The sequence below is a fragment of the Ruminococcus sp. NATIVEDY161 genome, from assembly GCF_045819895.1.
Taxonomy (GTDB): Bacteria; Bacillota; Clostridia; order Oscillospirales; family Acutalibacteraceae; genus Ruminococcoides.
Genome location: NZ_CP162392.1, coordinates 312203 through 325719, shown reverse-complemented (window position 1 = coordinate 325719; position 13517 = coordinate 312203). Strand labels below are relative to the sequence as shown.

Sequence of the window (13517 nt, the reverse complement as noted above, 5' to 3'; positions counted from 1 at the left end):
AAATGATTAAGGATACCTACGAATCACCCTTGTCCGCAAGGTACGCGAGCAAGGAAATGAAGTATATTTTTTCTCCCGACAAGAAGTTCAGAACCTGGAGAAGGCTCTGGATTGCGCTTGCCGAGGCTGAAAAGGAGCTCGGTTTGCCCGTTACTCAGGAGCAGATTAACGAGCTTAAAGCTCACGCCGATGACATTAACTATGAGGTGGCGCAGGAGAGAGAAAAGCTTGTCCGCCACGATGTAATGTCGCACGTTTACGCTTACGGTGTGCAGTGCCCGAACGCAAAGGGTATTATCCACCTCGGAGCGACTTCCTGCTATGTAGGCGACAACACTGACATCATCATTATGACCGAGGGCTTAAAGCTTATCCGCAACAAGCTTGTTACGGTTATCCGCAACCTCTCAAAGTTTGCGGACGAGTACAAGGCACTGCCTACTCTCGGCTTTACTCACTTTCAGCCTGCACAGCCCACAACAGTAGGCAAGAGGGCTACACTTTGGATTCAGGAATTCTTAATGGACTTGGAGGACGTGGAGTATCAGCTCTCAAAGGCTAAGCTCCTCGGCTCAAAGGGTACAACAGGTACTCAGGCAAGCTTTTTGGAGCTTTTTGACGGCGACCACAGCAAATGCCGTGAGCTCGACAAGAAGATTGCCGAGAAAATGGGCTTTAATGCCTGCTTCCCGGTATCGGGACAGACCTATTCGCGCAAGCTCGATTCCCAGTTCTTGAATGTTCTCGCAGGAATCGCGCAGTCTGCCGCTAAGTTCTCCAACGACATCAGACTTTTACAGCACCTTAAAGAGGTTGAGGAGCCGTTCGAAAAGAACCAAATCGGCTCATCTGCGATGGCTTATAAGCGCAATCCGATGCGTTCGGAGCGTATCGGCTCGCTTTCAAGATATGTAATGGTTGACGTGCTCAACGGCTACTTTACAACCGCTACACAGTGGTTTGAGCGCACGTTGGACGACTCGGCAAACAAGCGTTTAAGCGTTCCCGAGGCGTTCCTTGCTATCGACGGCGTGCTTGCGCTTTGCGCGAACGTTGCCGACGGTCTTGTGGTTTATCCCAAGGTTATCGAGCAAAGGCTCAGAAAAGAGCTTCCGTTCATGGCGACCGAGAACATTATGATGGACGCGGTTAAAAAGAGAGGCGCCGACCGTCAGCAGCTTCACGAGAGAATCCGCGTTCACTCAATGGCGGCTTCAAAGGTTATCAAGGAAGAGGGCGGCGAAAATGACCTTCTCCAAAGAATCGCGGCTGACGAAGCGTTCGGCGTAACGCTCGAGGAGCTTGAAAACATCCTCCAGCCCGAAAAATACACAGGCAGAGCAAAGGAGCAGACAGAGGATTTCTTAAACGAATACGTCTATCCTGCGCTTGAAAAATACAGCGACATTGAGTCCGACAAACCCGAAATTAACGTATAATTCCGCATTTACAGAAGGAGTAAAACTATGGTAAAAGCAATAGTAGGCGCTAACTGGGGCGACGAGGGTAAGGGTAAAATCACCGACGTTCTTGCCGACAAAAGCGACATCGTAATCCGCTTTCAGGGCGGCGCAAATGCAGGTCACACCATCATCAATGACTTTGGAAAGTTTGCGCTTCATCAGCTTCCGTCAGGCGTTTTCCACCAGAACATTGTCAATATAATCGGCAACGGCGTTGCGTTCAGCGTAGAGAATTTTGTCAAAGAGATGAAGGAGCTTGAGGACAGAGGAGTTCCCAAGCCGAACATCATAATTTCAGACCGCGCACAGATTGTAATGCCTTATCACGTGGCGTTTGACTGCTACGAGGAGGAGCGCCTCGGCAAAAATTCCTTTGGTTCGACAAAGAGCGGTATTGCGCCGTTTTATTCCGATAAATACTCAAAAATCGGCTTCCAGATTAACGAGCTTTACGACGACCCCGACTCATTAAAGGACAAAATCCGTCACGCTCTCGAGATTAAAAACGCGACCTTGCAGAACCTCTACAACAAGCCTGCCATCACCGAGCAGGAGGTTTACGACAAGCTGATGGAGTACAAGGATCAGCTTGCCGAGTATGTAGGCGACGCGTTTATGTTCATTCACAACGCGCTCAAAGAGGGTAAGAATATCCTTCTCGAAGGTCAGCTTGGTTCGCTTAAGGACACCGACTTCGGCATTTACCCGATGGTAACTTCTTCCAATACAATCGCAGGCTACGGCGCAGTAGGCGCAGGTATTCCGCCTTACGAGATTAAGGAGATTATCACCGTTGTAAAGGCGTATTCAAGCGCAGTAGGCGCAGGCGAGTTTGTTTCCGAAATCTTCGGTGATGAGGCTGACGAATTAAGGCGCAGAGGCGGCGACGGCGGCGAGTTCGGCGCAACAACAGGCAGACCGCGCCGTATGGGCTGGCTCGATTTGGTAGCAACACGTTACGGCTGTATGGTTCAGGGTGCAACTCAAATTGCCTTTACCGTACTCGATGTTCTCGGATATCTTGATGAAATTCCCGTATGCGTAGGTTACGAGCTCGACGGCGAGGTTATCGACTATTTCCCGTCAACAACAAAGCTCAAAAGATGCAAGCCCGTTCTTAAAAAGCTAAAGGGCTGGAAGTGCTCAATTTCCGGCATTACCGAGTATGACAAGCTTCCCAAGGAGTGCCGCGAATACATAGAGTTTGCTGAAAAGTATATCGGCGTACCTATCACTATGGTTTCAAACGGCCCTTCCAGAAGCGATATTATCTATAAATAATCAATAATCATTACTATATTATGGAGCTGTCTTTTCAGGCAGTTCCGTATTATTTGGGGGAATTGGTATGAACAAAGAAACGGTAATCGTGCTTGACTTCGGCGGTCAGTACAACCAGCTAATCGCAAGGCGCGTCCGTGAAAATAACGTGTACTGCGAGATTTTGCCCTACACCGTTGATATAGAAAAAATCAAGGAGATTAATCCAAAGGGTATTATATTCACAGGCGGACCTAACAGCGTTTATGACGAGAGCTCTCCGCATTATTCGCCTGAGATTTTTAAGCTCGGTATCCCTGTTTTGGGTATCTGCTACGGCTGTCAGCTTATGGCATATTCGCTCGGCGGTAATGTTGTATCGGCGGCGGATGACTCGGTAAGTGAATACGGCAAGACCGTAACTAATTATAATAAAGATTGTGTTTTGTTTAACGCCTTGCCCGAAAGCGGAATTTCATGGATGAGCCACCGTGACTACATCAGCGAACCGCCAAAGGGCTTTGAGATTACCGCTCATACCGATAACTGCCCCGTAGCCGCAATGGCTGACAAGGAGCGTAAGCTCTACGGTGTTCAGTTCCATCCCGAGGTTAATCACACCGAAAACGGCAGTAAGATGATTAAGTCGTTCCTCTACGATGTCTGCGGTTGTAAGGGCGAGTGGAAGATGGACAGCTTTATCGACACCACCGTTGCTCAAATCAAGGAGCAGGTGGGGGATAAGGGCGTTGTCCTCGGACTTTCGGGCGGCGTAGATTCCTCGGTTGCCGCCGCGCTTATCAGCAAGGCAATCGGCAAACAGCTTACCTGCGTTTTTGTAGACCAGGGCTTAATGCGCAAGGACGAGGGCGATTTTGTAGAGCAGACCTTTACCAAGCTGTTTGATATGAACTTTGTCCGCATTAACTGCGGCGAGGAGTTTCTCGCGAAGTTAAAGGGGATTTTCGACCCCGAGGAAAAGCGAAACATCATCGGCACTGAGTTTTATAATGTATTCTGGGATAAAATCCGCGACAGCTACGGCTCGGGCTTTTTTGCTCAGGGCACAATTTACCCCGACCGTATCGAGAGTGGCAAGGGCGACGCGGCAAAAATAAAAACCCACCACAACCAGGTAGGCGTTCCCAATGATATAAAATTTGAGGATATTATTGAGCCCCTTAAGGATTTGTTCAAGGACGAGGTTAGGGAAGTCGGCGAAATGCTCGGACTACCGCACGACCTTGTTTGGAGACAGCCGTTCCCCGGTCCCGGTCTCGGTGTAAGGGTAATAGGCGAGGTAACGGCAGAGAGAGTTAAAATCCTGCAGGAAGCCGACGCAATCTTACGCGACGAAATGGATAAATGCGGCTACGCCAAGGAGATGAGCCAGTTCTTTGCGGTTCTTCCGGGCGTTAAAACCGTAGGAGTAATGGGCGATTCGCGCACATACAGCGAGCTTGTCGCAATCCGTGCCGTTACAACCGACGACTTTATGACAGCCGACTGGGCAAAAATCCCTTACGATATTCTCGGCAGAGTTTCAAACAGAATTATCAACGAGGTTAATCAGGTTAACCGCGTAGTTTACGACATAACTAGTAAGCCCCCGGGCACGGTGGAGTGGGAATGAGCCGCAAAGCGGCTCAACTATGAACGCGAAAGCTTTCATATTATAACTTACGCGTAGCGTAATCATAACTCTCAACTGATAACTATAGGTTTTTTCGCGTGTTACCAGTTATGATTGTCTATGCCAAGTTATGAGATGCTTCGCATCGTTTTTTACAGTAACACAACCAAAGACTAATGATGAGGTTTACTATGAAAGACAGCATTCTGCGAACTAAATCTAAAGAATTTGCTAAACAAGTTGTATTTATTTGTAGAAAACTAAAAACTAATCACGTTGAACATGTTCTGGTCAATCAACTTTTGCGAAGCGGTACATCTGTTGGAGCAAACATCCATGAAGCGCAGTATGCTCAAGGAAGCAAAGATTTTATTTCTAAATTCGAAATAAGTTTAAAAGAGTGTAATGAAAGTGATTACTGGATTGAACTGCTATATGAAACTAATTGTTTGTCTAAAGAAGATTTCGATAATCTCAAAAGTAGTATTATTGAAATTCGTCGAATGCTTGTTTCTTCAGTAACTACATTAAAGAATAAATAAAATACAAAAGATAATATTTTTTAGGTGCAGTCTTATGAACTCAACAGCTAAAAAAAGACGGCTGACGTCATTTCAAATTATAATATTAGGATTTTTAGGAGTTATTTTCGCAGGAGCGTTAATTTTAATGCTTCCGATTTCCTCGCGAAGCGGAATTGTTACGCCGTTTAATCAAACCCTTTTCACCGCGACCTCGGCGGTATGTGTAACCGGACTTGTTGTTCAGGACACCGCCACATACTGGACAGAATTCGGACAGGCGGTTATTCTTGTTCTTATACAAATCGGCGGTCTCGGAGTAATGACAATGGTTGCAACCGTCGCGATGCTCTCGGGAAGGAAAATTTCCTTTGGTCAGAGGAGCACAATGCAAAACGCAATCTCCGCTCCAAGCGTAGGCGGAATTGTAAGAATGACGCGGTTTGTTTTAAAGGGCACTTTGATTATTGAATTTGCAGGAGCATTGGCGATGAGCCCTGTGTTTATCAGCGATTATGGCTTGAGAGGGATTTGGATGTCGATTTTCCATTCAATTTCCGCATTCTGCAACGCAGGCTTTGACCTTATGGGAAAACCCGACAGTAAGTTTTCCTCTGTCACAGCGTATTCGGCAAATCCGCTTATTAATATAGTATTAATGCTGTTAATCATTGTCGGCGGTATCGGTTTTCTAACGTGGAAGGATGTTGTCGAGCACAAGTTCCGTTTAAGACGGTACAGACTGCAAAGTAAAATTGTTTTAGTTACATCAGGTGTATTAATTTTAATTCCTGCGGTACTTTTTTTCCTTAACGATTTCGCTGACCATCCGATGGGCGAAAGGGTTTTAGGCTCACTGTTCCAGTCGGTAACGACCAGAACCGCAGGCTTTAACTCGCTCGACCTCGGTTCAATGACGGTAATTGGTCAGGCAGTGTTCATCGGATTGATGCTCGTCGGCGGTTCGCCCGGTTCAACGGCAGGCGGTATGAAAACCACCACAATCGCAGTGCTGTTTTTCAACGCTATATCGATCTTTAGGCGCAAGGAAGACCCCGAGTGCTTCGGCAGAAGGCTTGAATCCTCGGCGGTAAAAACCGCGACAACAGTTTTTTCTCTGTATATAACACTGTGCTTTATCAGCGCGGCGGCAATCTGTATGATAGAGGGACTGCCTTTCGGCGTTTGCTTGTTTGAGACCGCTTCGGCTGTCGGCACGGTAGGCTGCACACTTGGAATTACACCGTATATCGGTATAGCTTCGCAGATTATTCTCGTAGTTCTTATGTTCCTCGGCAGAGTTGGCGGACTTACAGTCATCTACGCCGCTTTGTCATCACCTAACAAAAAGCTTTCTAAATTACCTCAGGAAAAAATCATTGTAGGATAAAGGAGAAATATATGAAATCTATATTACTTATAGGTCTCGGCAGATTTGGTAAGCATATCGCTGAGCAGCTCAACAAGCTCGGTCATGAGGTTCTCGGTATTGATATTGACGAGCAAAGGGTAAACGACGCGATTGATATCGTCACCGACGCTCAAATCGGAGACAGCACAAACGAGGCTTTTCTCCGCTCGTTAGGCGTAGATAATTTTGACGTTTGCTTTGTAACAATCAGCAACGATTTTCAGAGCTCTCTCGAGACGACATACCTTTTAAAAGAACTCGGCGCAAGCTTGGTAGTAGCTCGTGCGGAACGCGACGGACAGGAGCGTTTTCTCCTCAGAAACGGCGCGGATAAGGTGGTTTATCCCGAAAAGCAGGTTGCAAACTGGGCGGCAATCCGCTACAGCAGTGACCATATACTCGATTATGTTGCGCTTGACGACAAGTATTCCATCTATGAGGTTTCCGTTCCCGAGAGCTGGGTTGGAAAGACCATTTTGCAGCTCGATGTAAGAAAAAAGCACAATCTTACAATCATCGGAATCAAAACCACAGAGAACTTGGACTTTGTTGTTCAGCCCGACACCGTGCTAACCTCTGATAACACGCTGCTTGTGCTCGGCGATTACAAGTCAATCCAAAGGTGTTTTTAATATCACAAAAATAATGCGTTGCAGCTTTTGCAGCGCATTTTTTATCAATGTGAATTTGCGAATTATTCGCAAATCTATTGACTTTTCTATTTTTGTTTGATATAATTATTTGCGAATAATTCGCAAATTGGAGTGTAATTATGCCAAAATATATGACAAAGCAACGCAAAAACCTTCTTGCTTTTCTTGAACAGCACGCCGACGAGGAACTCTCTGCAAAGATAATCGAATCCGAGCTCGGCGGTATGGGCGTGAGCATTAGCGCGGTTTACCGCAATCTTTCCGACCTTGAAAAGGAAGGCAAGGTAAGACGAGTTAGCAAAAGCGGCACGCGCGAGGTGTATTATCTTTATACCGACGCTCATAAGTGCAGAGAATGTCTGCATTTGTCCTGCAAAAAGTGCGGAAAAACCTACCATATGAACGCAGAATGTGCCGATATGCTGATTAACACCCTCGCACAGAGCGACGATTTTACAATAGATAAATCCGAAACCGTGCTTTACGGCGTTTGTAAGGATTGTAAAAATAATTGATTGGAGTAATTATGAAAAGATTTTTAGCGTTAATATTAGCCGTAATTATGGCTGCAACAATATTTGGAGGCTGTTCTTCAGCGCCTGCAAAGGACGAAGGAAAGCTGAATATTGTCACCACGATTTTCCCCGAGTACGATTGGGTGAGCAATATCACCTCAGGCGCTGAGGATGTAAACATCACATTACTGCTCGAAAACGGTGCGGATTTGCACAGCTATCAGCCCACAGCGGAGGATATTGTAAAAATATCAAGCTGCGACGTCTTTATTTATGTCGGTGGAGAATCCGACAAATGGGTTGACGACGCGCTAAAAGGCGCTACTAATAAGGAAATGACCGTAATTAACCTGCTCGATATCCTCGGCACTAAGGCAAAAGAGGAAGAAACCGTTGAGGGTATGCAGGCGGAACATGAAGAAAAAGACGGCAAAGAGGAAGCTGAGGAAGAAGTTGAGCTTGATGAGCACGTTTGGCTTTCGCTCAAAAACGCCTCAATGGTCTGTGGAAAAATTTCAGATAAGCTCAGCGAAAAAGACGCAAAGAATAAGGAGCTTTACAGCAAGAACACAGAGAATTATCTTAAAAAGCTTAACGAGCTTGACGCTCGGTATAAGGCTGTCAGAGACAGTGCAAAGTATGATACTCTGATTTTTGCCGACCGTTTTCCGTTTAGATATTTGATTGACGATTATAATTTGAAGTATTACGCGGCGTTTTCAGGCTGTTCCGCGGAATCCGAGGCGAGCTTTGAAACCGTAGCATTCCTCGCGAAAAAGCTCGATGAATTAAAGCTTCCTGCGCTTATGAAGATTGACGGCTCGGACGGCAAAATCGCAAACACCGTTTTGCAGACTTCAAATCAAAAGAACGCCCAAATTTTGGAGCTCAATTCAATGCAGTCCGTTAACAAAAAGGACATTGAGGACGGAAAGACCTATTTGAGTATAATGGAGAGCAATCTCGCTGTATTTACGCAGGCGGTAAAGGGGTAATTTAATGGCACAGTTAAGCTGTCAAAACCTAACCCTCGGTTATGAGGGCAAGGAAATTTTAAGCAATCTAAGCTTCGAGGTAAACTCAGGCGATTATCTTTGCATAGTCGGTGAGAACGGCTCGGGCAAATCAACGCTGATGAAAACCGTTCTGGGACTTAAAAAGCCCATGAGCGGCAAGGTTATAACAGGCGAGGGACTTTTACAGACCGAAATCGGTTATCTTCCTCAGCAGACCGTTGTTCAAAAGGATTTTCCGGCTTCCGTCCGTGAAATTGTAATTTCGGGCAATCAGGGAAGATGCAGACTTCGACCTTTCTACACAAAGCAGGAAAAACAGCGAGCGGCTGAAAACATCAGACGTATGGGAATTGAAGATTTACAAAACCGCTGTTACCGCGAGCTTTCGGGCGGTCAGCAGCAAAGGGTTCTTTTGGCTCGTGCACTCTGCGCAACTCAAAAAATGCTCCTGCTCGACGAGCCTGTTGCAGGGCTCGATCCAAAGGTCACGGCTGATATGTACACCCTGATTGAAGGACTGAATAAAAAGGATAAAATCACAATAATAATGATTTCACACGATATTGAAGCGGCGCTTAAATATTCTACGCATATCCTTCATATCGGCAACGAAACCTTCTTCGGAACCCGTCAGCAGTACCTCGACAGCCGTTTCGGCGCTGAAAGGGGGCTGTTCTGATGATAAATCAGTTAATTGCTTATATGCAGTATCCTTTCGTGAGATACGCGCTTATTGTCGGAATTTTAATCGCGCTCTGCTCGTCGCTTTTAGGCGTAACCCTCGTACTAAAGCGTTTTTCGTTCATTGGCGACGGACTTTCACATGTAGCGTTCGGAGCAATGGCAGTTGCGGCTGTTGCAGGAATTACCAACGATATGCTGATTATAATGCCTGTCACGATTATCAGCGCGATTTTACTTTTAAGAACAGGAAGCAACGCGAGAATAAAAGGCGACGCGGCTGTGGCGATGATTTCGGTAGGAGCGCTCGCGATCGGTTATCTATTGATGAACGTGTTCAGCACATCGTCAAATGTTTCGGGCGATGTCTGCACAACGCTGTTCGGCTCAACCTCAATCCTCACTTTAAGCGAGCTTGAAGTTTGGGTATGTATTATCCTATCGGTAATCGTAGTGTTCGCGTTCATATTCTTCTATAACAAGATTTTCTCCGTCACCTTTGACGAGAATTTTGCCAGAGCAACAGGCACAAAGGTAAGCGTATATAACCTTATTATCGCGGTGATCATAGCGGTAATCATCGTCCTTGCGATGAACCTTGTAGGCTCGTTGCTTATTTCGGCACTGGTTATTTTCCCTGCGCTTTCGGCAATGCGCGTGTTCAAGAGCTTTAAGTCGGTGACAATCTGCTCGGCTTGTCTTTCGGTAATCTGCGCGGCACTCGGCATTATAATTTCTATCATCACGCCAAAGGGTACGCCTGTCGGCTCAACAATCGTAGCCGTTGATATTGTAGTATTCTTTGTTTTTTGGTTAATTGGGTTTATTAGGGAGAAAGTAAGATGAAAAAACTGATTTGTTTGCTTTTTGCAGTGATTATCGCAATCGGAGCAGCGGGATGTTCAGGTAATTCGGCAGAAAACAAAACTTCAAAATCAAACGGGCAGGGAGTAGCTGATATTCTTTCAAGCGCTGCTGAAACCCAGCCGACAACCGTTGGTTCGGTGACTGTACCTCAAACCACCGCAGCTGCGGCAAATATCAAATATCCCGAGCTTGATTATGAAGCTGAGGTTGACCTCACCGCACTCAATAGCAATATGGTATATTCTGAGGTTGCGGCTCCCCGAAAAGTACATCGGAAAGACCGTCAAAATGCAGGGTACTTTTGACGTTTATACCGACATCAATACAGGCACATATTACTACGCCTGCATTATCCAGGACGCGACAGCCTGCTGTTCAAGCGGAATTGAGTTCAGCTGGAAGGGCGAGCACAAATTTCCCGACGATTATCCGTCGGTAGGCACACCCGTAACCGTCGGCGGTGTTTTTGAAACTTACCCCGAGGGTGACAAAAACTATTGCAGACTTAAGGAAGCGGACGTAGTTTTCGGTACATAATATCTACTGAACAAACCCCAATTTCAAACTGCGGAAAAGCAACGCTAATATCTCCGCCCTCAACTTCTCGATCCTCCTCAGATTGAGAAGCAGAACGGACATAGCAATGCTGTGGCAAGTTGTCTCTTTCAGCCTTGTCACTATCATGTCCATGCCGCATTTGCGCTTGGCGAGGCTGAATTTGCGCTCAACCTCGACGCGCTCACACTCATCGATGTAATTCTGTTTTTTGTCGATCTCAGCGTCCTTTTTCGGTCTGCCGAGAGCCGGTCCCGAAAGCCTGATTTTGTGTTGCTTGCAGTATTTCAGGTTCTCGCGCGTGCGATAGATTTTATCGACAAGCACACGCTCGGGATAATGTCCCGTTCGTTCTTTGTACCGCTCAATCATATCTTTCAAGCCCGTGGATTCATTGTAAGCGTCAAAGCTGTGCCTTTCAAGACGCGTCCAGCCATTGCAAACGCTGATGTCGAGCTTCACACCGAACTCCGTCTTTGCCTTGACTTTTCCGCGCACAATAGGGCGGATCCACGGCTGGCTCAGACTGACAATCCTGTCCTTGACGCTTTGGGTGCGGTTGACGTACATTTCTTTCTGCTGCGCGTAGATTGTTTGGATTGTGGAAAACTTTTGCTCAAATTTAGCAGGTAATGCTTTCCCGCCGACAAGCATTTTCTCAATATGACCGATGTTCCTGTTGAGATAGCCAAGCTGCTTTTTGATTGCCTTACGACGTTGCTTTGCCTTTGGCTTACGGATGCGGGCGTAAGAAGTGTAGTCTTTATGCGCTTTCTTACGGTATGTACGGGGCTTTTGCTCGCCTTTGACATGCAGCTCATCAATGATTTTCTCGCTGCACTCGCGGGCTTTGTTGAGTAAGGATACATCCTGCGGATATGAGATCTGCGACGGAGCACAGGTCGCGTCAACGATCATGGTTCCGCTGTTCTTATCATCGTCATCGGATTCGTCTTTGCTCGATTTCTCCTTCTCCTTTTCAAGCTTTGCCTGCTCTGCGGAGATTATCATTTCGTTGATTTCTCCGATGATCTCAGGCGTCAGGCGTTTGCGGAAGTAGACCATCATCGACGGATCAAACGGGGGCTTGCTGTCATCAAAGGCTTTATAGCCGCAAAAGTATTGGAGATACGGATTCTCTTGGATTTGAAGCGGGGTCTCGGCGTCGGAGTAGCCGTACTCGGCTTGGATGATCCTCGCGCCGAGACCAAGGCGCAGTGACTTTGCCACATTGCCCTTCTTGTTAGAGAAAAGCTTCGCGTATTTTTTCTCGATCTCAAGCCACGGAATCGTCTGCGCACGCTTAACCCAACGGTTGCTGTTTTTCAGATTCATGCCTATCGGCTGTCCGAAATCTTCTAAACTTATCTGTCCGTTGTCGAATTTATACATCCCATCATCTCCAAATGCAAGCTTTTTGCGGCTTTTCAGCCGTTTTCCTTGCATTTATTATACCATATTTCGATGATTTTTGCACTGTTTATCGGATGATCGGGATTGTTCAGTTTACATTACATAACACAAAAAGCGCCGGCATCGTATGATGTCAGCGCTTATTTTTGTTTATAATCTCGCTTATCAGGCGAATTCCCTCGTCAATTTTGTCGTTTGGAATTCCCGAAAAGCTCAAACCGAGCTCACCCTTTTTCGTCGGCATTACGCAAATCGAATTATCGGCAAAATCCTTTTCGACTTTCTCGCGGTCAATGTCAAAATTCAGCTTGATTTTAACATAAAGCGAAGTTTCGTTAAATACAAATTCACAGCCCTTAAAGTGCTTTTCAACGCTCTTTATAACTGTTTTGCTCTTTTCAAGATAAACGCGGCGCGCTTTTCTTAGGTGAACGTCAATTTTGCCTGTGTTGATATACCCTGCAAGTGCAAGCTGTTCGGTTTTCGAAGCTGTCTGGTTGGTGAGAGATTTAATCTCTCTGTATTTTTTCATCAGCCTGTCGGGAAGAACCATATAACTTATTCTGACCGACGGCAAAAGCACCTTAGAAAACGAGCCGATATATACTGTATTTTCGGTGTCGTAGTTTTGCACGCACGGCATAGGGTGAGTACTGTATCTCAACTCTCCGTTGAAATCGTCCTCAATAATAAGCGCGCCCTTAGCTTTTACGCCGTTAATAATTTCAAGCCTTCTTGTAACGGGCATATTAGCGCCGTCGGGCTCGGTAAAGTTCGGATTAATCAGGAGAATATCGGGGTTGATTTTTTCGAGAGAATTAATTGTCGCTCCGTATTTGTCACATTCAAAGTAATTTATATCGTAGTCAAAGCTCTTAAATACAAATTCCGACTGAACAAAGCTGTCCTTGGCGACGGCGATTTTTTTGTTACAGCCTAAAATTGAGCATAAAATATATAAAATTGCCTGAGTTCCTGCGGCAACTACAATATTATCCGCTCGCGAGTTAACGCTCCTTGTACCGAGCGCGTACCTTTGAAGTGCCAGCCTGAGCGCTTCCTCGCCCTGAACATCACCGTAAGAGGTGAGAAGATAGTTGCGGTTAATTACGTCCTTAATATTCTTTTTCCATTCGGTGAGGTTGATTATGCTCTCGTCAATGCTTTTGGAAGAAAAATCATACTTGTAGATTTTATTTTTTAATTCAGAATTATAATCTGCTTCGTCGGGCAGCTTAGGCATATCCTTAAATTCAGCCGCGACAAAATAACCGCTCTGAGGCTTGGTTTTAATATATCCCTCGGCGCAAAGCTGGTCGTATGCCGATAAAACCGTAGTTTTGGAAACATTAAGCTCAGCGCTTAACTTCCTGACCGACGGCAGCTTAGTTTCCTTTTTTAGATTGCCGTTTTCAATCGCGTTTCTGACAGAAATATAAATCTGCCTGTACATCGGCATTTTTGAATTTTTGTCAGCCAAAATAAAATCATAAAGCATAATATCACCGTACATATTTTAACATTAAATA

General features: G+C 45.8%; 14 protein-coding genes. 12 read left to right on the top strand and 2 right to left on the bottom strand.

All coding sequences use genetic code 11. The features are described from left to right. Positions 1-2: 2 nt before the first annotated feature. The 12 genes from purB to AB1I50_RS01500 all read left to right on the top strand — a co-directional run bounded on the left by purB (position 3) and on the right by AB1I50_RS01500 (position 10557). Positions 3-1439 (top strand): adenylosuccinate lyase, encoded by a 1437-nt coding sequence (purB, locus tag AB1I50_RS01555; protein WP_407724455.1) that lies wholly within the window; start codon positions 3-5, stop codon positions 1437-1439. Between the two features lie 27 nt (positions 1440-1466). Next, positions 1467-2744 (top strand): adenylosuccinate synthase, encoded by a 1278-nt coding sequence (locus tag AB1I50_RS01550; RefSeq protein ID WP_407724454.1) that lies wholly within the window; start codon positions 1467-1469, stop codon positions 2742-2744. Between the two features lie 67 nt (positions 2745-2811). Continuing rightward, on the top strand, positions 2812-4356 hold the full coding sequence (gene guaA, locus AB1I50_RS01545) for a glutamine-hydrolyzing GMP synthase (protein WP_407724453.1): 1545 nt from the start codon (positions 2812-2814) through the stop codon (positions 4354-4356). 191 nt (positions 4357-4547) lie between these two features. Beyond that, positions 4548-4898, top strand: coding sequence for a four helix bundle protein (locus AB1I50_RS01540; RefSeq protein ID WP_407724452.1), 351 nt, complete (start codon positions 4548-4550; stop codon positions 4896-4898). A gap of 34 nt (positions 4899-4932) precedes the next feature. Then, entirely contained in the window at positions 4933-6267 is a 1335-nt protein-coding gene (locus AB1I50_RS01535; RefSeq protein ID WP_407724451.1) for a TrkH family potassium uptake protein, read from the top strand. 11 nt (positions 6268-6278) lie between these two features. Then, complete coding sequence (locus tag AB1I50_RS01530) at positions 6279-6920, top strand: potassium channel family protein (RefSeq protein WP_407724450.1); 642 nt, start codon at positions 6279-6281, stop codon at positions 6918-6920. A 140-nt stretch (positions 6921-7060) separates the two neighbouring features. After that, a complete protein-coding gene (locus tag AB1I50_RS01525) occupies positions 7061-7456 on the top strand; it encodes a Fur family transcriptional regulator (protein ID WP_407724449.1) in 396 nt (131 codons plus the stop codon). A gap of 11 nt (positions 7457-7467) precedes the next feature. Continuing rightward, on the top strand, positions 7468-8451 hold the full coding sequence (locus AB1I50_RS01520; protein WP_407724448.1) for a metal ABC transporter substrate-binding protein: 984 nt from the start codon (positions 7468-7470) through the stop codon (positions 8449-8451). A 4-nt stretch (positions 8452-8455) separates the two neighbouring features. Then, positions 8456-9151: a metal ABC transporter ATP-binding protein gene (locus AB1I50_RS01515; protein ID WP_407724447.1), complete on the top strand. Its 696-nt coding sequence runs from the start codon at positions 8456-8458 to the stop codon at positions 9149-9151. Next, positions 9151-9999, top strand: coding sequence for a metal ABC transporter permease (locus AB1I50_RS01510; protein ID WP_407724446.1), 849 nt, complete (start codon positions 9151-9153; stop codon positions 9997-9999). The genes AB1I50_RS01515 and AB1I50_RS01510 overlap by 1 nt, the downstream gene beginning before the upstream one ends. Then, positions 9996-10325, top strand: coding sequence for a hypothetical protein (locus AB1I50_RS01505; protein WP_407724445.1), 330 nt, complete (start codon positions 9996-9998; stop codon positions 10323-10325). Before AB1I50_RS01510 ends, AB1I50_RS01505 begins: the two co-directional genes overlap by 4 nt. Further along, positions 10309-10557, top strand: a complete 249-nt coding sequence (locus AB1I50_RS01500) for a hypothetical protein (protein WP_407724444.1) — start codon at positions 10309-10311, stop codon at positions 10555-10557. Before AB1I50_RS01505 ends, AB1I50_RS01500 begins: the two co-directional genes overlap by 17 nt. A 3-nt stretch (positions 10558-10560) precedes the next feature. Here the strand turns inward: AB1I50_RS01500 and AB1I50_RS01495 are convergent, their stop codons facing one another. Beyond that, positions 10561-11967: an IS5 family transposase gene (locus AB1I50_RS01495; protein ID WP_407725308.1), complete on the bottom strand. Its 1407-nt coding sequence runs from the start codon at positions 11965-11967 to the stop codon at positions 10561-10563. 154 nt (positions 11968-12121) lie between these two features. After that, a complete protein-coding gene (locus tag AB1I50_RS01490; RefSeq protein ID WP_407724443.1) occupies positions 12122-13486 on the bottom strand; it encodes a MocR-like pyridoxine biosynthesis transcription factor PdxR in 1365 nt (454 codons plus the stop codon). Positions 13487-13517 lie beyond the last annotated feature (31 nt).